17 protein-coding genes are annotated in these 19366 nt (G+C 61.1%); 11 read left to right on the top strand and 6 right to left on the bottom strand.

Going from position 1 to position 19366, the window contains the following annotated elements; translation table 11 throughout:
* Window positions 1-53 precede the first annotated feature (53 nt).
* Window positions 54-752 carry a pirin family protein gene (locus HS968_RS17155; protein ID WP_119692850.1) on the bottom strand — a complete coding sequence of 233 codons (699 nt, stop codon included), beginning with the start codon at window positions 750-752 and terminating at the stop codon, window positions 54-56.
* Between the two features lie 176 nt (window positions 753-928).
* Here HS968_RS17155 and yegS point away from each other — a divergent pair, with 176 nt between their 5' ends.
* From yegS to HS968_RS17140, 3 genes are all read left to right on the top strand, one after another.
* A complete protein-coding gene (gene yegS, locus HS968_RS17150; RefSeq protein WP_182367441.1) occupies window positions 929-1843 on the top strand; it encodes a lipid kinase YegS in 915 nt (304 codons plus the stop codon).
* A gap of 99 nt (window positions 1844-1942) precedes the next feature.
* Entirely contained in the window at window positions 1943-2875 is a 933-nt protein-coding gene (locus tag HS968_RS17145) for a chemotaxis protein CheV (RefSeq protein WP_182367438.1), read from the top strand.
* 143 nt (window positions 2876-3018) lie between these two features.
* Window positions 3019-3825, top strand: coding sequence for an MOSC domain-containing protein (locus HS968_RS17140; RefSeq protein ID WP_182367436.1), 807 nt, complete (start codon window positions 3019-3021; stop codon window positions 3823-3825).
* 167 nt (window positions 3826-3992) lie between these two features.
* On the opposite strand, the gene HS968_RS17135 is transcribed toward HS968_RS17140, so the two are convergent.
* Complete coding sequence (locus HS968_RS17135) at window positions 3993-5924, bottom strand: transglycosylase SLT domain-containing protein (protein ID WP_182367433.1); 1932 nt, start codon at window positions 5922-5924, stop codon at window positions 3993-3995.
* Window positions 5925-6162: 238 nt separating this feature from the next.
* Here HS968_RS17135 and HS968_RS17130 point away from each other — a divergent pair, with 238 nt between their 5' ends.
* Together HS968_RS17130 and HS968_RS17125 are read left to right on the top strand one after the other, a co-directional pair.
* Window positions 6163-8091: an ATP-binding cassette domain-containing protein gene (locus HS968_RS17130; protein ID WP_182367430.1), complete on the top strand. Its 1929-nt coding sequence runs from the start codon at window positions 6163-6165 to the stop codon at window positions 8089-8091.
* A 71-nt stretch (window positions 8092-8162) separates the two neighbouring features.
* A complete protein-coding gene (locus HS968_RS17125; RefSeq protein ID WP_182367427.1) occupies window positions 8163-8849 on the top strand; it encodes a DUF6901 family protein in 687 nt (228 codons plus the stop codon).
* Window positions 8850-8969: 120 nt separating this feature from the next.
* Here HS968_RS17125 and HS968_RS17120 read toward each other — a convergent pair whose 3' ends face one another.
* Window positions 8970-9419 (bottom strand): universal stress protein, encoded by a 450-nt coding sequence (locus HS968_RS17120; protein WP_106742671.1) that lies wholly within the window; start codon window positions 9417-9419, stop codon window positions 8970-8972.
* Between the two features lie 160 nt (window positions 9420-9579).
* On the bottom strand, window positions 9580-10401 hold the full coding sequence (locus HS968_RS17115; protein WP_182367424.1) for a hypothetical protein: 822 nt from the start codon (window positions 10399-10401) through the stop codon (window positions 9580-9582).
* 467 nt (window positions 10402-10868) lie between these two features.
* Here HS968_RS17115 and fadB point away from each other — a divergent pair, with 467 nt between their 5' ends.
* From fadB to HS968_RS17085, 6 genes are all read left to right on the top strand, one after another.
* On the top strand, window positions 10869-13016 hold the full coding sequence (fadB, locus tag HS968_RS17110; protein WP_182367421.1) for a fatty acid oxidation complex subunit alpha FadB: 2148 nt from the start codon (window positions 10869-10871) through the stop codon (window positions 13014-13016).
* A gap of 30 nt (window positions 13017-13046) precedes the next feature.
* Window positions 13047-14222: an acetyl-CoA C-acyltransferase FadA gene (gene fadA / locus HS968_RS17105; protein ID WP_119692841.1), complete on the top strand. Its 1176-nt coding sequence runs from the start codon at window positions 13047-13049 to the stop codon at window positions 14220-14222.
* A gap of 73 nt (window positions 14223-14295) precedes the next feature.
* Window positions 14296-14538 (top strand): DUF1653 domain-containing protein, encoded by a 243-nt coding sequence (locus HS968_RS17100; protein ID WP_119692840.1) that lies wholly within the window; start codon window positions 14296-14298, stop codon window positions 14536-14538.
* Between the two features lie 104 nt (window positions 14539-14642).
* Window positions 14643-17249: a type I DNA topoisomerase gene (topA, locus tag HS968_RS17095; protein ID WP_182367418.1), complete on the top strand. Its 2607-nt coding sequence runs from the start codon at window positions 14643-14645 to the stop codon at window positions 17247-17249.
* Between the two features lie 81 nt (window positions 17250-17330).
* Window positions 17331-17849, top strand: a complete 519-nt coding sequence (locus tag HS968_RS17090; RefSeq protein ID WP_182367416.1) for a DUF6586 family protein — start codon at window positions 17331-17333, stop codon at window positions 17847-17849.
* A gap of 80 nt (window positions 17850-17929) precedes the next feature.
* Window positions 17930-18166 (top strand): hypothetical protein, encoded by a 237-nt coding sequence (locus HS968_RS17085; RefSeq protein WP_106736367.1) that lies wholly within the window; start codon window positions 17930-17932, stop codon window positions 18164-18166.
* A 61-nt stretch (window positions 18167-18227) separates the two neighbouring features.
* On the opposite strand, the gene sulA is transcribed toward HS968_RS17085, so the two are convergent.
* Together sulA and lexA are read right to left on the bottom strand one after the other, a co-directional pair.
* A complete protein-coding gene (sulA, locus tag HS968_RS17080) occupies window positions 18228-18686 on the bottom strand; it encodes an SOS-induced cell division inhibitor SulA (RefSeq protein ID WP_182367413.1) in 459 nt (152 codons plus the stop codon).
* Window positions 18687-18704: 18 nt separating this feature from the next.
* Window positions 18705-19319: a transcriptional repressor LexA gene (gene lexA / locus HS968_RS17075; RefSeq protein ID WP_106736365.1), complete on the bottom strand. Its 615-nt coding sequence runs from the start codon at window positions 19317-19319 to the stop codon at window positions 18705-18707.
* Window positions 19320-19366 lie beyond the last annotated feature (47 nt).

The raw sequence follows: 19366 nt of genomic DNA, 5'->3' as shown, positions 1-19366 counted from the left end.
ACTGCTTCGCGAGTACGCCCTACGCTATTTCTACTTGCCGCTTGAGGCTGCCGTCAGGCGACATCCACCAGCACGATCTCGCTGTCTTCCTGCGCTTCGACGCGGATCACCTCGACATCCGCAACGGCTACGCCGTCACGTGCCTTGGCAGCCACACCGTTGACGCTGAAGGCACCGCTCGCACCCACCAGATAGGCCTTGCGACCTGGCTGCAGGGTGTACTCGGCGCTCTGTCCAGCTTTGACCGTGGCGGCCACTAGGCGGGCGTCGGTGCGGATACGCAGTGCATCGACATCCTCCTCGTAACCGCTGGCCAGGGTGACGAAGGCTCCTGCGCGATCGCCTTTGGGGAACGGCTTGGCGCCCCAGGAGGGCGGCAGGCCGGCCTGGTTCGGCTGAATCCAGATCTGGAAGATCTTGGTGGTTTCATCCTCCAGGTTGTACTCGCTGTGGGCGATGCCGGTGCCGGCACTCATTACCTGTACGTCGCCAGCCTCGGTACGGCCCTTGTTGCCCAGGTTGTCCTCATGGCTGATCGCACCTTCGCGGACGTAGGTGATGATCTCCATGTCGCGATGCGGGTGCGGCGGAAAGCCCGAATGTGGCGCGATCTCGTCGTCGTTCCAGACGCGCAGGCGACCCCAGTTCATCCGCTCGGCGTCATAGTATTCGGCGAAGGAAAAGTGGTGACGGGCGTTGAGCCAGCCGTGGTGAGCGCCACCGAGTTGTTCGAACGGACGTACATCGATCATGGTCAATCCTCCAGTCATGCACGGGGTCAGTCCCGTGCAGCGTTGATGGATGAATGATCCATTTGGATTGGTCGATTTAAAAGCGCAATATTTGCCGTTTCAATATCTATTAATTTGATTAATTTTCGCGAAGGCCAAGCACTAGGCTTTCGCTGATCCTTTCAAGGAGGACTGCGATGCGCGAGCGCAAGGCCTGGCTGATCCTGCATGGCAAGCAGGCGTTGAACGAAGAGGTGAGAGCGGCGGTAAACGGCCTGCGTGAACGTGGCTGGGATCTGGCTGTGCGCCTGACCTGGGAAGGCGGCGACGCCGAGCGGCTGGTCGAGGAAGGATTGGCAGCCGGTTACCCAACGCTGATCGCCGGTGGTGGCGATGGTACCTTGCGCGATGTGGTCGAGGCGCTGGTCAAGGCACAGAGCGATGCGAGCCTGGCTCTGCTACCGCTGGGTACGGCCAATGATTTCGCCCACGCCGCTGGCATTCCGCTGACGCCTGCTGCCGCGCTGGCGCTGCTCGAGGTCGAACCCGTGGCCGTGGACGTGGGCATGGCCGGCGAGCGCGCTTTTCTGAACATGGCCACCGGCGGTTTCGGTTCCAACGTCACTGCCAATACCCCGGAAGAACTCAAGAAAGTCCTCGGTGGCGCCGCTTATCTGCTCACTGGGCTCAGTCGCTTTTCCGAAGTACGTGCGGCTGCCGGTCGTTTTCATGGGCCGGATTTCGAATGGCAGGGGGAGTTTCTGGCGTTGGGCATTGGGAATGGCCGTCAGGCTGGCGGTGGGCATCTGCTCTGCCCGGATGCGACCATCGACGATGGCCTGCTGGACGTATGCATTGTTCCTGCCGCGCAGGATGTGGTGAGCACCTTGGGCACGCTGCTCTCGGGCGGCATGCATGGTGTGCAGAGCGTTGCGGTCAGCGCGCGGCTGCCCTGGCTCGAGGTGGAGGCGCTGGAAGGGCTGGACTTGAATCTCGATGGCGAGCCGATGGAAAGCAAGGGCTTGCGCTTCAGCGCCGAACCCGATGCATTGCGTCTGCATTTGCCGAAGCATTCGCCGTTGCTCGGTCGCTGGTCAGGTGAAGAGGGCTAAGGCATGATGGCTGCGCGCCAGCAATGCTTCAGTCTGCCGGCAGTCCGCCGATAACCCGAACGGCAGACTAGACTCAATACATACACCTTGGAGCACAAGATGGCCGGCATCCTCGATTCAGTAGATCAACGCACGCAACTGGTCGGCGAGAACCGCCTGGAAATCCTCATGTTCCGCCTGGCCGGTCGGCAACTGTTCGCCATCAACGTGTTCAAGGTGCAGGAAGTCCTGCAGATGCCCAAGCTGACCTTGATGCCGCAGCGTCACCGCTTTGTCTGTGGCGTGGTCAACCTGCGCGGTCAGACCCTGCCGGTGATCGACCTGTCCCAGGCCATCGGCATGCGCCCACTGGTGCCGGATGAGCGCAGCACCATCATCGTCACCGAGTACAACCGCTCGGTACAGGCGTTCCTGGTCGGCAGCGTGGATCGCATCCTCAACCTCAACTGGGAGTCGATCCAGCCTCCGCCCGGCGGAGCCGGCCGTCAGCATTACCTGACCGCCATCACCAAGGTCGACGAGCAGATCGTCGAGGTCATCGACGTGGAAAAGGTGCTGGCCGAGATCGTGCCGATGAGCACCAAAGTCTCCGAGGAGAAGCTCGCCGATCCGCTGCTGGAAAAGGCGCGCGGACGCGAAGTGCTGCTGGTGGACGACTCCAGCGTCGCTCTCAGCCAGCTGCGCGATACCCTGTCGCAACTGGGCGTGCGGCTGCACATGGCCAGCGACGGTCTGAAAGCCCTCAACCTGCTGAAGAAGTGGGCTGACACCGACGAGGTCATGACCGACAAGCTGCTGATGATCTTCACCGATGCTGAGATGCCGGAAATGGACGGTTATCGTCTGACCAGCGAGATCCGCAACGACCCGCGCCTCAAGGATCTTTATGTGGTGCTGCATACCTCGTTGTCCGGCAGCTTCAACGAGGCGATGGTGAAGAAGGTCGGTTGCGACAACTTCCTCTCCAAGTTCCAGCCGGACAAGCTGGTAGACGTGGTTCGTCAACGGCTGGAGCTGGACGAACCCCGCTAGCGTTGGCGTAGGGCGGGTAACGCCCTCCGAGCGCTGATGGCCGCTTGTGTTCGCAGCTGATCTGCTAATTTTCCCCAGTCTTGGTGCTTGTGAGCATCGCCGTCAGCTCGTATAACGGCGTTTTGCCAACAGGAAGCTGCCCCATGCTGAGTCTCTCTGGACTGTACCGTTATCCGCTCAAGTCCGGCCGCGGCGAAGTGTTGCAGCGCAGTGCGGTTCACGGTCTTGGCCTGCAGGGCGATCGGCGCTGGATGTTGGTCGACGCCGACAATGGCCGTTTCATCACCCAACGCCTGTTGCCGCAGATGAGCCAGCTGAGCGCCCTGTACGATGCGCGTGGCGGCCTGACCTTGAGTGCGCCGGGTCGTGACGACCTATCGGTAACGCTGCCTGACCCTGAGCAGGAGCTACGCGGCGTTATCGTTTGGCGTGACAGCCTGCGCGTGCCGGATGCCGGCGATGAAGCGGCTGAATGGCTCAGCGCATTCTTGGGCAAATCCTGCCGCTTGGTGCAGGTGCCGGAGGAACGTACCCGTCAGGTCGATACCGCCTACGCCCAGCCAGGGGATCGTGTGGCATTCGCCGATGGTTTTCCGTTGCTGCTGATTGGTCAGGCGTCGCTGGACGATCTTTCCCAGCGTGTCGGGCAGCCGCTTTCCATGCTGCGTTTTCGCCCCAATCTGGTCGTCACCGGCAGTGAGCCGTATGCCGAAGACAGCTGGAAGCGCATTCGCATCGGCGAAGTGGAGTTCGAGGTAGCCAAGGGTTGCTCGCGCTGCATCCTCACCACCATCGATCCGCAGACCGGCGAGCGCAATGCCCAGCGCGAACCGCTGGCTACGCTCAAGACTTATCGGGAGCGCGATGGAGACGTTTACTTCGGACAGAATCTGCTGCCACGAGGCATTGGTGAGCTGCAGGTAGGAATGACGGTCGAAGTGCTGGAGTAGGGTGCGCCGTGCGCACCGGACGATCCGCTCGCGGCCGAAACAGCTGAATCATGAAGTGGCGCGACTGTCTTCGTCGCGCGGCACTGGACTGAAATGAAGTGCCGTTTTGCCCTAGTACAGAAAGTAGAGAGCCCCGATCGCACACCTGCCCGATCGGGGCTTTTGTTTTACTGGTCGTCGAAGAAACGCTCGTTCCACGCCACCAGCGGGTGCGGCGCATTGAGCTTCTGGCCGTAGATCACCGAGTAGGACAGCACGTTCTGCACGTACTGGCGGGTCTCGTCGAATGGAATGTTTTCCACCCAGACGTCGTAACTCAGGTGATTGGCGCCCCGCAGCCACTGACGTACACGACCGGGGCCGGCGTTGTAGGCAGCCGAAGCGAGCACGCGGTTGCCGTTGAACTGGCCATAGACCTGGCTCAGGTAGGCAGCGCCCAGCTGGATGTTGGTGTCCGGGTTGAGCGCCTGCTGTGGCGACGCCAGGGGGATGCCGAACTTGCGCGCGGTTTCCTTGGCTGTACCCGGCATCAGCTGCATCAGGCCCATGGCGCCGGCGTGAGAGCGGGCGTCGGCCATGAAGGCACTCTCCTGGCGGGTGATGGCGAACACCCAGCTCGAATGCAGGTCACGGCGCTTGGCTTCGCGTACCAGTTCGCTGCGGTGGGCCATGGGGAAGCGCACTTCCAGGTCGTCCCAGTACTGGGCCTGGCTGATGGTGCGAATGGCCGGGAAGTACCATTCCATTTCGTATGCGAGGCGTGCCTGGGCCACCAGCTCGTCGCGGCTGAACAGACGGCTGACGTGGTACCACTCACGGCGCCCATCGACGATCTGGCCGCGTGCATGGAATTCCATGGCGCGCTTGATACCGGCGGTGTTGCGCACTTTCTGCACCACCTTCGGATCGAGTGCCAGCGGCTGGTTGTTCAACTGATAGGGCGCCTTGACCTGATCCGCCGCCATGAAGCCATAGAAGTCGCGTTCCTTGGCCAGAGCCTGGAACAGCACTGCCGGTTGCTGGCTGTTGGGTTGGGCCAACTGCAGACTGCGTGCATTCCAGTAGCGCCAGCGGTTGCTGCTGGCCAGGTCGGACGGCATGCGTTGGGTCAGCTGATAGGCTTCATCCCAGCGGCCATGGCGCAGCAACAGGCGTGCACGCCACTCGCTGACCGTATTGTCACGCAGCTCCGGATCGTATTTGGTCATCACCTGCAGGCCGCGCAGGTCGAAGCGCTGCGCCAGGCGCAGGCCAATCTGCCGGGCGATGGCGACTTGTTCGTCGGAAGAGAACTTCATGCGCTGGGCATAGCCGTCGAGCAGGGCCATGGCATCTTCCGGATTTTGCCGGGCCAGACGGCGCAGGCCGAGGCCGACCACATCGCTCATGGCGTCATCGGCTGGCGCGAAGCGTGCGGTGTTCTTCAGCAGTTGCGGTTTCTGCGCCACCTCGACCATCAGTTTGCCGCGTTCGCCAAGCGTCGGCATGCCCTTGATCAGGAAGTTGGCCAGGCCGTAGTTGCCACTTTCCACCGCCAGCTTGGTGCGCTGCCAGCGACGTTGCTCGGTGAGCTGGCCATTGGCGGCCCAGCGCTCGAACAGCGGATCGCAGGCGTTGGGTTGGGATTTGCCCACCAGCCAGAGCTTCTCGGCGGTGGCGTTGCCTTCGGCGGTCAGGCCATGGCTGAGCTGGTATTGGCCGTAGAGGCAATCCAGTTCGGTGAAATTGAGCTTGGCGTCGTAGTGGTCGAGGAAGGGTTTCCAGTCACCCCGTTCGGCCAGAGCGCGCAACCAGCGCAGTTTCATCCAGCTGGCCTGGGGCAGGTCACCATGTTCGGCAAGAAACTTTTCTACTTCCGCATTGCTCGCCGATCTCAGGCGATTGGTCAGCTCGTCATAGGCCAAGTAGGGCGTCAGCGGATAGTCGCGCAGGGCACTGGCATAGCGCTGGTAAGGGCCTGCGTCGCCCTTGGCCAGGGCACGCTTGGCTTCGTCGTAGTACTGGCGTTGCTGCGTCAGGTTGGCGGCTTGGGCACTGGCCAGGCCAGCAGTGGTGGTGAAGATCAGGCAGGAAACTACAGAAAGAAGGCGACCGCGCATGGCATTTCCAGGGGGCAAGCAGAGAGTGGGGCAACAGGTTCCATATCGTTGCATGCCTTTAGCTTAGCGCTTCGGCGGGGCGCGGTGAATGCCGTCGCGTCAGATGGACACATGCAGAAAAAATGCGTGGCGCAGTGCCATTGCAGGTGCGTTGCCGAAGCACCGGCTACCGGGGTGGAAACGGCTACAGGCTGTCTGCAACTCGGGTAGAATGCGCCCCCTGTTTCTGGAGATGCCCATGACCCTGCTCAAGTTTGCCGATGTATCCCTCGCCTTTGGCGCCATGCCCCTGCTCGACGGCGTGTCCTGGCAGATTGCCCGGGGCGAACGGGTGTGCATCATCGGCCGCAACGGTACTGGCAAATCGAGCATGCTGCGTCTGGTCAAGGGCGATCAGACAGCCGATGACGGCGAGATCTGGCGCGCGCCGGGGCTGAAGATCGGTGAATTGCCGCAGGAGTTGCCGCGTGCCGACGAGCGCACGGTGTTCGATGTGGTCGCCGAAGGCCTGGCTGGCGTTGGCGAGTTGCTGGCGCGTTATCACCACCTGGCGCAGAACATCCATGGCGATGACGACCTCGAGCAACTGATGCACGTGCAGCAGGAACTGGAAGCCAAAGACGGTTGGCGCCTGCAGCAACTGGTCGACAGCACCCTGAGTCGCCTGCAGCTGCCGGCGGACAAGACCCTGGCCGAGCTCTCCGGTGGCTGGCGCCGTCGCGTGCTGCTGGCCCAGGCCCTGGTCTCCGAGCCCGACCTGCTGCTGCTCGACGAACCCACCAACCACCTGGATATCGGCGCCATCGCCTGGCTCGAAGAAGCATTGAAGGACTTTGGCGGCGCCGTACTGTTCATCACCCACGACCGCTCCTTCCTGCAGAACCTGGCTACGCGCATCCTCGAACTGGATCGTGGCGGCCTGATCGACTGGAACGGCGACTATGCCAGCTTCCTGGTGCACAAGGAGCAGCAGCTCGCTGCCGAGGAAACGGCCAACGCGTTGTTCGACAAGCGTCTGGCGCAGGAAGAGGTGTGGATTCGCCAGGGCATCAAGGCGCGTCGTACCCGTAACGAAGGACGTGTACGTGCGCTCAAGGCGATGCGTGCGGAGCGCTCCGAGCGGCGTGAGCGCCAGGGCAAGGCGAGCATCCAGATCGAGACGGCGGACAAATCCGGCAAGCAGGTGATAGTGGCAGAAAATGTCAGTTTTGCGCACGCAGGGGGAGTGCCGCTGGTGCGCGATTTCTCTCTGGTGCTGCAGCGTGGTGATCGTATCGGTCTGCTCGGAGCCAACGGCACCGGCAAGACCACGCTGTTGAAACTGCTGCTCGGCGACCTTGAACCCACTACTGGCACGATAGTGGCAGGTACGAAGCTGGAGGTGGCGTACTTCGATCAGTTGCGTCATCAGTTGGAGCCGGAAAAGACCGTTATCGACAACCTGGCTGAGGGGCGCGACTTCATTGTCATCGACGGTCAGAGCCGTCATGTCCTCAGCTATCTCGGAGACTTCCTGTTTAGCCCGCAACGTGCGCGTACACCGGTGAAAGCACTTTCCGGTGGCGAGCGTGCGCGCCTGCTGTTGGCCAAGTTGTTCAGCAAACCGGCGAACCTGCTGGTACTGGACGAACCGACCAACGACCTGGACGTGGAAACCCTGGAGCTACTCGAGGAAGTGCTGTTGAGCTTCCAGGGCACCGTGCTGATGGTCAGCCACGACCGGGCATTTCTCGATAACGTGGTCACCAGCACCCTGGTATTCGAGGGCGAAGGCAAGGTGCGTGAGTACGTCGGTGGCTATCAGGACTGGCTGCGTCAGGGTGGGTCGCCACGTCTGTTGGGCGTTGGCGAGACCAAGTCGGGCAAGGCCGAGCTGGCGAGTGCGATTGTCGAGACAGTAGCCCCCTCCGCAGCAACTCAGGCCACGGCAGATGCCGTGGCCGAGCCGAAAAAGAAACTGAGTTACAAGCTGCAGCGCGAGCTGGAAGCGATTCCCGGGCAGATCGATGCCCTGGAGCAGGAAATGGCGGGTCTGCAGGCGCAGATCGCCGATCCGGGCTTCTATCAGCAAGCGTCGCAGATCACCACACAAGTGTTGGCGCGCCTCGATGACCTGCAGAAGGAGTTGGACAGGTTGATCGAGCGCTGGGCAGAACTGGAAGCCTAGTAGAGAGGCTGTTCCCGTTTGCGCAGCTGCGTCGAAAACGGGAACAGACTCAAAAGGGGACGGAGAACCGCATGGCCATCGAGTACCGCATTACTCTCGACGACAATCATCAGTTCAGCTACAGGATCGAGCTGAACCGTGAGTACGATTCAGAACAAGCGCGGCAGGCACCTGCCTGGACCCGCCTCGGGCACCAGCAATGCAGCAATTGTCCGCTTAGCCGCGAGCAGTTCAGTCACTGTCCGGCGGCAGTCGACCTGCATCGTGTGATCGAGGATTTCCGTGGCCTGCCGGCCTTCAAGAAAGCCAGTGTCTGGGTGCGTACTCCCGAGCGGGAGTACACCAAGCATCTGAGCCTGGAGGAGGGGTTGCGTGCCTTGCTCGGGGTGATCATGGCCACCAGCGCGTGCCCGTTGCTGGGACGCTTGCGGCCGATGGCGCAGCACCATCTGCCGTTTGCCAATAATCAGGAGTTCATCCTGCGCGCCGTTTCGCTGTACCTGACACGGCAGTATTTCAATATGCGTGAAGGGCGCTTGGCCGATTGGGAATTGAAGGGGCTGGTTCGCCTGTTCCTGCAACTCAAGTTGGTCAATCAGGCCTTCTGGCAGCGCATTCACGACACCTGTGAAGGCGACTCCAACCTCAAGGCCTTCCTGACCTTCTTCTCCATGTCATCGAGCATGACGGTGTCGCTGGAGACTCAGCTGCAGAAGATTCGTCCGCTGATCATGAGTGCGGGCGAATCGTTCGACTGACTTTGGTGTTGTCATGGTGCAATTGAGCGGATAAACGTAGGGCGGGTGTAACCCGCCACCAGCACTCTGGCGGGTTGCACCCGCCCTACGTAGAACGGTATCCGGCATTGCTCCCAGGCGTCAGGCGCTTTTTTCCGCTTTCTTCAAACGTACCGCGAGCACGTCGCAGGGCGCACCGTGCAGCACGTCGTTGGCGGTGGAGCCGAGCAGCAGGGCCAGACCGTGGCGGCCGTGACTGCCGACGACGATCAGGTCGCAGCCTTGCTCTTCGGCCAGGCGGTGGATTTCCTGGCGCGGCTGGCCGTAAGCCAGGTGGCGCTGGTCTGCAGTGAGTTCCGGGTACTTGCCGGTAAAGCTATCCAGGCGTTCACGCGCCTGCTCGAACTGCTGCTGTTGCAGCATCGACAGATCCATTGGTACGTCGCCGCCAAACGCCATGGCCATTGGCTCGACGATGTGCACCAGGGACATCTTGGCACCACTGGCCTGAGCCAGCTTCTGTGCGCGAACCACCACGGGATCGCATTCTTCGGTCAGGTCGACGGCGACCAGAATGTGCTGATAGGGCATGGCGAACATCTCCTAAGGTTGAAAATGGCTCTGCATCAAGTATGGCCCCATTGCGTGGGACAAGTGGTGATTTGTCGTGACACTTTGCTGCAATGGATAAAGAAAGGCCCGGTGCGAACACCGGGCCTAACGGGGCCAGGCAGGCCGGAAAACAGGGGGATTACAGTTGACTGGCGGCGTATTGTGCGGAAACGCCCTCCAGTCCTTCGATGATGCTGTCGGAGTACTTGCTGATCAGGAAGGGTACTGTGTTCTCGTTGTAGTTACGCAGGGATTTCTCGATATAGCGCCACTTGGTGCCAATGGAGTTCAGTGCGGCAGTGATCTGCGGGGTGTTCTGCTGGGCACTGCTGAGGCTGTCGAGCTTGTTGGCGAATTCGCCAGCCAGCTCGTCGATGGCGCGTTCCTCGCCGCCGCCGAAGAAGCTGGCGCCGACCGAGGCGCTGCGTGAAGCATAGTCCAGAGCGATATTCTGCATCAGCAGGCTCTGCTCACGGCTTTTCTGCGTGAGCGGCGGAACGCTCTGGCCACTTTCCTGCTGAATCTTCTGATACAGCTCCTGGCTGATCGCCATCAGGCGCTGGTTGCTGTCGGCCAGGTCGGCGACCGGTTGCAGGTCGGTGAAACCCTGGGTGCGCATGGCATCCATCAATGCCTGCAGTCCGCTACGGTAGTTTTGCCAGTTGCTTTGCAATTGCGCACGCAGTGCCTTGCTGGCGTCCCCAGGCATCTCGCCCAGGCCATCCAGGTGCGCCTGGCCTTCTTGCAACGACTCGCCAATCATCCGGGCGTAGCGCTGATCCCCCTCCATGCCGTTGTACATATAGAAGTCGCCGAGGCTCTTCTGCGTCGCCAGGCGCAACTGATGCAGGCGCAGCAGATCGTCGGCTGGGGCGGCGTTGAGCATGAGTGGGGAGAGGAATGCGAAAAGGGAAGCGAGCAGGGCGCTCAGGGGAAATGCAAGCGGACGGCGGCTCGACATTGGTGACTCCGTGTGGCCCATCGTGGGGCTCGATTTGTTTTTGTATTGCCTTCGGATGGCGCTGTGCCAGCTGAAAGTGAGACGACTGTACCCGGAGCGTAGCGATTTGGCTAGGCACTCGGGCATGCCTGCAACAAACCCGAAAACGCCCGCAATGGCGCGATATTGACGCTGTTTATCGAAATTGTCTGGAGGCCACGAATGACCAGGCCTGCAGAAATCGTCGGGAAATCGACGAAAAGAGGCCAATTGACAAGCGCAGGCTTTTCCCTGAAGGTGTGCACACCCAAATCAAACGGGCGTATGAATTGAGCGTTTGCCTGGTTAGGCGCGCCATTACAGCCCGAATATCGCGTCGGTGGGTGTGTCGTACCGATTGGAGCTATGCTCGACGGCTGTGCCGTGAGCTGGCCTGCCGGTTGGCTCCGATGTGTACTGTTCAGCTTCCATACCGTGGAGATCAGTTGATGATTTACGAAGGTAAAGCCATCACGGTTAAGGCTCTTGAGAGTGGCATCGTCGAATTGAAGTTCGACCTCAAGGGTGAGTCCGTCAACAAATTCAACCGTCTTACCCTCAATGAGCTGCGCGCCTCCGTCGACGCGATCAAGGCTGACGGTTCGATCAAGGGCGTGATTGTCACCAGTGGCAAGGACGTGTTCATCGTCGGCGCCGATATCACCGAGTTCGTCGACAACTTCAAACTGCCCGACGAAGAACTGGTGGCTGGCAACCTGGAAGCCAACAAGATCTTCAGTGATTTCGAAGACCTCGCCGTGCCGACCGTTGTCGCCATCAACGGCATCGCCCTGGGTGGCGGTTTCGAGATGTGCCTGGCCGGTGACTACCGTGTCATGAGCGATAGCGCCAAGATCGGCCTGCCGGAAGTCAAACTGGGCATCTACCCGGGCTTCGGCGGTACCGTGCGTCTGCCGCGCGTGATCGGTACCGACAACGCCGTCGAGTGGATCGCCTCGGGCAAGGAAAACCGTGCCGAAGACGCCCTGAAAGTGGGCGCCGTCGATGCTGTGGTCAGCGCAGATAAACTGCAGGCCGCTGCTCTGGATCTGGTCAAGCGCGCCATCTCCGGCGAGCTGGACTACAAGGCCAAGCGTCAGCCCAAGCTGGAAAAGCTCAAGCTCAACGCCATCGAGCAAATGATGTGCTTCGAGACCGCCAAAGGTTTCGTCGCTGGCCAGGCCGGTCCGAACTACCCGGCTCCAGTCGAAGCCATCAAGACCATTCAGAAAGCTGCCAACCTCGGTCGTGACAAGGCGCTGGAAGTCGAGGCCGCCGGCTTCGTCAAGCTGGCCAAGACCTCGGTCGCCGAGAGCCTGATCGGTCTGTTCCTGAACGATCAGGAACTGAAGAAGAAGGCCAAGCACCATGACGAAATCGCTCGCGACGTGAAACTGGCTGCCGTCCTCGGCGCTGGCATCATGGGCGGCGGTATCGCCTATCAGTCGGCTTCCAAAGGTACGCCGATCCTGATGAAGGATATCCGTGAAGAGGGTATCCAGATGGGCCTGAACGAGGCGTCCAAGCTGCTTGGCAAGCGCGTCGAGAAAGGCCGCATGACTCCGGCGAAGATGGCCGAAGCCCTCAACGCCATTCGCCCGACCATGTCCTACGGTGATTTCGGCAACGTCGATATCGTCGTCGAAGCTGTGGTCGAGAACCCCAAGGTCAAGCAGATCGTGCTGGCCGAGGTGGAAGCTGTCGTGCGTGAAGACGCCATCCTGGCCTCCAATACCTCGACCATCTCCATCAGCCTGCTGGCCCAGGCGCTCAAGCGTCCGGAAAACTTCGTCGGCATGCACTTCTTCAACCCGGTGCACATGATGCCGCTGGTGGAAGTCATCCGTGGCGAGAAGTCCAGCGAAGTGGCCGTAGCCACCACCGTTGCCTACGCCAAGAAGATGGGCAAGAACCCGATCGTGGTCAACGACTGCCCCGGCTTCCTGGTCAACCGCGTACTATTCCCGTATTTCGGCGGCTTCTCCAAGCTGCTGGGCTTCGGCGTCGACTTCGTGCGCATCGACAAGATCATGGAGAAGTTCGGCTGGCCCATGGGCCCGGCTTACCTCTCCGACGTGGTCGGCATCGACACCGGTCACCACGGCCGTGATGTGATGGCCGAAGGCTTCCCGGATCGTATGGCCGTGGAAGGCAAGACCGCCGTCGACGTGATGTACGAAGCCAACCGCCTGGGCCAGAAGAATGGCAAGGGCTTCTACGCCTACGAGACCGACAAGCGCGGCAAGCCGAAGAAGGTCTCCGACCCTGCGGCCTACGAGCTGCTCAAGTCCATCGTGGTCGAAGAGCGTGAAGTCACTGACGAGGACATCATCAACTTCATGATGATCCCGCTGTGCCTGGAAACCGTTCGTTGCCTGGAAGACGGCATCGTCGACACCGCAGCTGAGGCCGATATGGGCCTGATCTACGGCATCGGCTTCCCTCCCTTCCGCGGCGGTGCGCTGCGCTACATCGATTCCATCGGTGTCGCCGAGTTCGTCGCCCTGGCCGACAAGTACGCCGACCTGGGCGCGCTGTACCACCCGACCGTCAAACTTCGCGAAATGGCCGCCAAGGGCCAGAAGTTCTTCGGTTAAGCGCGCAACGACTAGAGCGAGAATGAATATATGAGCCTGAATCCTAGAGATGCAGTGATCGTCGACTTCGGTCGTACCCCGATGGGTCGTTCCAAGGGCGGCATGCACCGTAACACCCGCGCTGAAACCATGTCGGCGCAGCTGATCAGCAAGCTGCTGGAGCGTAACGCCAAGGTCAATCCGGCCGAAGTGGAAGACGTGATCTGGGGCTGCGTCAACCAGACCCTGGAGCAGGGCTGGAACATCGCGCGCATGGCGTCGCTGATGACCCAGATCCCGCACACCAGCGCCGGCCAGACCGTTAGCCGTCTGTGTGGTTCGTCCATGAGCGCCCTGCACACTGCCGTGCAGGCGATCCAGACCGGCAACGGCGACGTGTTCGTCGTCGGCGGTGTGGAGCACATGGGCCACGTCGGCATGATGCACGGCGTCGACCCGAACCCGCACCTGTCGCTGTACGCCGCCAAGGCGTCCGGCATGATGGGCCTGACCGCCGAGATGCTGGGCAAGATGCACGGTATCAGCCGCGAGCAGCAGGACGCCTTCGGTGAGCGTTCGCACCGCTTGGCACACAAGGCCACCGTCGAAGGCAAGTTCAAGGATGAAATCATCCCGATGCAAGGCTACGACGAGAACGGTTTCCTGAAGATGTACGACTTCGACGAAACCATTCGTCCGGAAACCACCCTGGAGAGCCTGGCTGCGCTGAAGCCTGCGTTCAACCCGAAAGGCGGCACCGTGACTGCGGGTACTTCCTCGCAGATCACCGACGGTGCTTCCTGCATGATCGTCATGAGCGCCCAGCGTGCTCAGGATCTGGGCATCCAGCCGATGGCAGTGGTTCGCGCCATGGCCGTTGCCGGTGTCGATCCGGCGATCATGGGTTACGGCCCGGTGCCGTCCACGCAGAAGGCGCTCAAGCGTGCCGGTCTGAGCATGGCTGACATCGATTTCGTCGAACTCAACGAAGCCTTCGCGGCCCAGGCCCTGCCGGTGCTGAAGGATCTGAAGCTGCTCGACAAGATGGAAGAGAAGGTCAACCTGCACGGCGGCGCGATCGCTCTGGGTCACCCCTTCGGTTGTTCCGGGGCCCGTATCTCCGGTACCCTGCTCAACGTCATGAAGCAGAACGGCGGCACTTTCGGTGTCTCCACCATGTGCGTGGGCCTTGGCCAAGGCATCACCACCGTCTTCGAGCGCGTTTAAGCGTCAGCGGACAGAAACCGGGGCCCAGTGCCCCGGTTTTGCTTTTTACGGCTTTTTATTTTGGGAATAGCTCATGCAGTTGCAGCCAGGACTCTATCGTCATTACAAAGGCCCGCAGTACCGCGTATTCGGGGTGGCGCGCCATTCCGAGAGCGAGGAAGAGGTGGTGGTCTACCAGGCGTTGTACGGCGAGTTTGGTCTGTGGGTGCGGCCGCTGAGCATGTTCCGTGAAGAGATCGAGGTGGACGGCAAGCGTGTTCCACGCTTTGCTTTGGTTCAGGCCGAAGTCAGCCCTATCGGCAGTTCGGAAGTCTGACTGCGCAGCCCCTGCGCTTGACCTTCGCGCGGTCACCACTATATATAGCGGGGCCTCAAGGCTCCCTGCCTTCTATATTTCGCAATTCAGGAATTTTCTGATCCATGGGCAAATCGCTGGTCATCGTGGAATCCCCGGCCAAGGCCAAGACCATCAACAAGTACCTGGGCAGCCAGTACGTGGTGAAGTCGAGCATCGGCCATATCCGTGACCTGCCTACCAGCGGCTCGGCAAGCGCCACCAAGGAGCCTGCCAAGCGTGGCAAGGCGGCCGGTGAAGCGCCTGCGCTGTCGCCCAAGGAGAAGGCCAAACGCCAGCTGTTCACGCGTATGGGGGTCGACCCCGAGCACGGCTGGAAGGCCAAGTACGAGATCCTGCCCGGCAAGGAAAAGGTGATCGAAGAGCTGCGCCGCCTGGCCAAGGATGCCGACACCATCTATCTCGCAACCGACTTGGATCGCGAGGGGGAAGCCATTGCCTGGCACCTGCGCGAATCCATCGGTGGCGATGACAGCCGCTACAAGCGCGTGGTGTTCAACGAAATCACCAAGAAGGCGATTCAGGAAGCCTTCTCCAAGCCCGGCGAGCTGGATATCAACCGCGTCAACGCCCAGCAGGCGCGGCGTTTCCTCGACCGTGTGGTCGGCTATATGGTCTCGCCGCTGCTGTGGGCGAAGATCGCTCGCGGTCTGTCTGCCGGTCGTGTGCAGTCGGTGGCGGTGAAGTTGGTCGTGGCGCGTGAGAAAGAAATCCGCGCCTTCGTCCCGGAAGAATACTGGGAAGTGCACGCTGATCTCGGTACCGCGAAGAACGCCAAGGTGCGTTTCGAGGTGGTGCGCGAAGGTGGTGCCGCCTTCAAGCCGGTCAACGAAGCACAGGCCATGGCCGCGCTGGAGAAGCTCAAGGCTTCCAGCTACAGCGTGGTCAAGCGCGAAGACCGTCCGACCAGCAGCAAGCCCTCAGCGCCTTTCATTACCTCGACCCTGCAGCAGGCGGCGAGCAACCGCCTGGGCTTCGGCGTGAAGAAGACCATGATGATGGCTCAGCGTCTCTACGAGGCCGGCTACATCACCTATATGCGTACCGACTCGACCAACCTGTCCAACGACGCGGTGGAGATGGTGCGTGGCTTCATCGGCAGCGAGTACGGCGACAAGTACCTGCCGGGCAAGCCCAACCTGTATTCGAGCAAGGAAGGCGCTCAGGAGGCGCACGAAGCGATTCGTCCGTCCGACGTCAACCTGCGCCCGACCCAGCTGTCCGGCATGGAACGCGATGCTGAGCGCCTGTACGACCTGATCTGGCGCCAGTTCGTGGCCTGCCAGATGCCGCCGGCTGAATACCTGTCCACCAGCGTCACCGTTGCTGCTGGCGACTTCGAGTTGCGCGCCAAGGGCCGTATCCTCAAGTTCGACGGTTACACCCGTGTGCTGCCGCAGCAGAGCAAGCCGGGCGAGGACGATGTCCTGCCGGAAATGAAGGAAGGCGAGGGCCTCAAGCTGATCCAGCTCGACCCCAGCCAGCATTTCACCAAGCCGCCGGCGCGTTATTCCGAAGCCAGCCTGGTCAAGGAGCTGGAAAAGCGCGGTATCGGTCGCCCGTCCACCTATGCGGCGATCATTTCCACCATTCAGGATCGTGGCTACGTCACGGTGCACAATCGTCGCTTCTATGCCGAGAAGATGGGTGACATCGTCACCGAGCGTCTCGACGAGAGCTTCGCCAACCTGATGGATTACAGCTTCACTGCCACCATGGAAGAGCATCTCGACGATGTGGCCCAAGGTGAGCGCGAGTGGAAGAACCTGCTCGACGAGTTCTACGGCGACTTCAAGAAGAAGCTCGAAGCAGCCGAAGCCGGCGAGGGTGGCATGCGTGCCAACCAGCCGACCCTGACTGACATCCCCTGCCGCGAGTGCGGTCGGCCGATGATGATCCGTACCGCCTCTACCGGCGTGTTCCTCGGCTGTTCCGGTTATGCGCTGCCGCCGAAGGAGCGCTGCAAGGCCACCATCAACCTGGTGCCGGGCGATGAGATCGCAGCAGACGACGAGGGCGAGTCGGAGTCGCTGGTGTTGCTCGGCAAGCATCGCTGCCCGATCTGCTCCACCGCCATGGACGCTTACCTGCTGGATGAGACCCGCAAGCTGCATATCTGCGGCAATAACCCCGATTGCAGCGGCTACGAGATCGAGCAGGGCCAGTACCGCATCAAGGGCTACGAAGGCCCGAGCCTGGAGTGCGACAAGTGCGGCAGCCAGATGCAGCTCAAGACCGGCCGTTTCGGCAAGTTCTTCGGTTGCACCAATACGAGCTGCAAGAACACCCGCAAGCTGCTCAAGAATGGCGAAGCGGCGCCGCCGAAGATGGACAAGGTGGACATGCCCGAGCTCAAGTGCGAGAAGGTGGACGACACCTACGTGCTGCGTGATGGTGCTTCAGGCCTGTTCCTCGCCGCCAGTCAGTTCCCGAAGAACCGCGAGACGCGCGCTCCGCTGGTGCTGGAGATCGTCCCGCACAAGCATGAGATCGACCCCAAGTATCACTTCCTTTGCGATGCTCCGCAGAAGGATCCGGATGGCCGCCCAGCAGTGATTCGCTACAGCCGCAAGACCAAGGAGCAATACGTGCAATCCGAGGTCGATGGCAAGCCGACCGGATGGCGTGCGTTCTACGATGGTGGGAAGTGGAAGGTCGAGGACAAGCGCTGATCTCAGTGCTCTGACGAGATGCGCGTCTGGCTACAGGCTGACGCGCGTATCATGACCCGATCTGCTGTGGAGGTCGCCGCAATGGCCAAAGAAATCTATACCCGCACCAATCAAAAGATCTTCTTCGCCGGTATCGCCTTGGATAACTGGCGCAAGGCAGAGGCTTCCACGGCATTCAACGTGCAAGCGTTGGTGCAGGCCGAGCGCGAAGCAGCGCTGTTTCACCTGTATGGCGGACTGCTCGGACTGTGTCACGAAATTGCCGGCTACTACCGTATGAACGACGCTACGCCTTCGCGTGTCGAGGCCTTCGTTCAGCAGGCAGTACTCGATGGTGCGCCCAGCCCGGAGCTGGCCGAACTGGTTGAGCTGGCGCAACAGCCCGAAACCTGGATGGCGCAGCTGTTGGCTGCCTATGCTGCGCTGTTTCAGCCGCCGCGCGAGGAGCGCAAGGCCAAGGTAGACCCCTCCATGCCGCTGATCACGGCCGTCAGCGTGGGTGAGGAGCCGATTGAGCTGAGCCTCGACGATGTCGAAGCCTGGCGGCAGGATCTCAAGGCGCTGGTGCTGCGCTACCGTGAAGGGCTCAGCGAGTGCTGATTGCGTATATCTGGACAAGTGGGCTGGGGATGACCCCTGTCGGCTGTTACAATGGCGTGTTTTCGTACCGAGACTGACCCATGCCTACATCCTTTCTGGAAATCGTCGAACTGCCCGATGGGCGTATTGCCCTGCGTCGCGCAGAGGATGAAGAGGCGCTGGTGACTCTGGATTTCTCTGCCGATGCCAAGGCTTTCCTGCAGGGCCAGCATGTCGAGGTGGCCAAGGCCATGCTCAATGTGGGCGTGCAGATGGCTGGGCGACTGGCTGAAGGTGATTTCAGCAGCGAGGACGAAGGGCCGCGCGTGCTGCACTGATGACTGTTGGTCGCAAACGAAAACGGGCTCCCATTGGAGCCCGTTTTCGTTTGTGTATCGATCAGCCCAGGCTGATGTTGAGGCTCTGCGCGTTGCCCGCCCGAGCCGCTTTGGCAAGGCGTAGGCGAGTACTGTGCTCGACGGGGTGAAGCCAGCTGATCACGGTGTGGCTGCGGCCGAGCTTGAGCGCTTCTTCGGCCAGCTCCATCGCACTCTGCCCTTGGCGTGGATGCAGCAGCAGAATGCGCTCGCGGTTGAGGCCGGCGTCGCGCAACCAGGCCTGGGTCAGGCTGGCTGGAGGCGCGACCAGGGTCAGCCAGCGCGCGTCCTGATTCTGGCTCAGCTCCCGGAGAATTGGTGCCAGCAAGTGCAGGCAGTGGCCAGCAGCGCCGCGTAGAGCCAACTCGCTGAAACCCTGATCGTCTTCTGGGGAAGGAAGCAGTGCGTCGGGAGACGCGCTCGCGAGAAAAGCGTCGAACAGGGGAAGTTGGGGGCGCTCGAACGACTGCTGCAACTGCATGGGAGTCTCCTTTGCCGCTTATCGGCGAATCACGCCGACGCTCAGGCCTTCGATCACCAGATCCTGGTGTTCGAGATCCACTTCGATCGGGGAAAATTCCGGGTTCTCGGCGATCAGCCAGACTTTGTTGCCTTCGCGCTTGAAGCGCTTGACCGTCACTTCGTCATCGATGCGGGCGACCACGATCTGGCCGTTGCGTGCTTCGCGGGTGGTGTGTACGGCGAGCAGGTCGCCATCGAAGATACCGATGTCCTTCATGCTCATGCCGCGTACGCGTAGCAGATAGTCGGCTTTGGGCTGAAAGAATGCCGGGTTGATCTGGCAGGATTCTTCTACGTGCTGTTGGGCGAGAATCGGTGCGCCGGCAGCGACGCGGCCAATCACCGGCAGGCCTTCGTCTTCATTGGCTGCGCCTGGCTCGAAGCCTGGAATGCGGATGCCGCGGGAGGCGCCCGGTGTCATCTCGATGGCGCCTTTGCGTGCGAGGGCCTTGAGATGCTCCTCGGCAGCATTGGGGGATTTGAAGCCAAGCTCCTGAGCGATTTCCGCCCGGGTCGGCGGGTAGCCGTTGTCTTCCAGGCAGCGCTTGATGAAGGCGAGAATCTCGGCTTGGCGTGGCGTCAGTTTCAACATGGCGGGCTCTGTCTTTTTATACAGTGACTGGGATTATATACAGTAAG

This window comes from Pseudomonas berkeleyensis, from assembly GCF_014109765.1.
In the GTDB taxonomy this organism is placed as follows: Bacteria; Pseudomonadota; Gammaproteobacteria; order Pseudomonadales; family Pseudomonadaceae; genus Aquipseudomonas; species Aquipseudomonas berkeleyensis.
The sequence above is the reverse complement of the archived record's forward strand: the minus strand, read 5'-3'. Positions and strand labels throughout refer to the sequence as shown.

Excerpts from the sequence above, each read along its gene's own strand:
- HS968_RS17155 (WP_119692850.1), bottom strand. The coding sequence starts at position 752 with ATGATCGATGTACGTCCGTTCGAACAACTCGGTGGCGCTCACCACGGC.
- yegS (WP_182367441.1), top strand. The coding sequence starts at position 929 with ATGCGCGAGCGCAAGGCCTGGCTGATCCTGCATGGCAAGCAGGCGTTG.
- HS968_RS17145 (WP_182367438.1), top strand. The coding sequence starts at position 1,943 with ATGGCCGGCATCCTCGATTCAGTAGATCAACGCACGCAACTGGTCGGC.
- HS968_RS17140 (WP_182367436.1), top strand. The coding sequence starts at position 3,019 with ATGCTGAGTCTCTCTGGACTGTACCGTTATCCGCTCAAGTCCGGCCGC.
- HS968_RS17135 (WP_182367433.1), bottom strand. The coding sequence starts at position 5,924 with ATGCGCGGTCGCCTTCTTTCTGTAGTTTCCTGCCTGATCTTCACCACC.
- HS968_RS17130 (WP_182367430.1), top strand. The coding sequence starts at position 6,163 with ATGACCCTGCTCAAGTTTGCCGATGTATCCCTCGCCTTTGGCGCCATG.
- HS968_RS17125 (WP_182367427.1), top strand. The coding sequence starts at position 8,163 with ATGGCCATCGAGTACCGCATTACTCTCGACGACAATCATCAGTTCAGC.
- HS968_RS17120 (WP_106742671.1), bottom strand. The coding sequence starts at position 9,419 with ATGCCCTATCAGCACATTCTGGTCGCCGTCGACCTGACCGAAGAATGC.
- HS968_RS17115 (WP_182367424.1), bottom strand. The coding sequence starts at position 10,401 with ATGTCGAGCCGCCGTCCGCTTGCATTTCCCCTGAGCGCCCTGCTCGCT.
- fadB (WP_182367421.1), top strand. The coding sequence starts at position 10,869 with ATGATTTACGAAGGTAAAGCCATCACGGTTAAGGCTCTTGAGAGTGGC.
- fadA (WP_119692841.1), top strand. The coding sequence starts at position 13,047 with ATGAGCCTGAATCCTAGAGATGCAGTGATCGTCGACTTCGGTCGTACC.
- HS968_RS17100 (WP_119692840.1), top strand. The coding sequence starts at position 14,296 with ATGCAGTTGCAGCCAGGACTCTATCGTCATTACAAAGGCCCGCAGTAC.
- topA (WP_182367418.1), top strand. The coding sequence starts at position 14,643 with ATGGGCAAATCGCTGGTCATCGTGGAATCCCCGGCCAAGGCCAAGACC.
- HS968_RS17090 (WP_182367416.1), top strand. The coding sequence starts at position 17,331 with ATGGCCAAAGAAATCTATACCCGCACCAATCAAAAGATCTTCTTCGCC.
- HS968_RS17085 (WP_106736367.1), top strand. The coding sequence starts at position 17,930 with ATGCCTACATCCTTTCTGGAAATCGTCGAACTGCCCGATGGGCGTATT.
- sulA (WP_182367413.1), bottom strand. The coding sequence starts at position 18,686 with ATGCAGTTGCAGCAGTCGTTCGAGCGCCCCCAACTTCCCCTGTTCGAC.
- lexA (WP_106736365.1), bottom strand. The coding sequence starts at position 19,319 with ATGTTGAAACTGACGCCACGCCAAGCCGAGATTCTCGCCTTCATCAAG.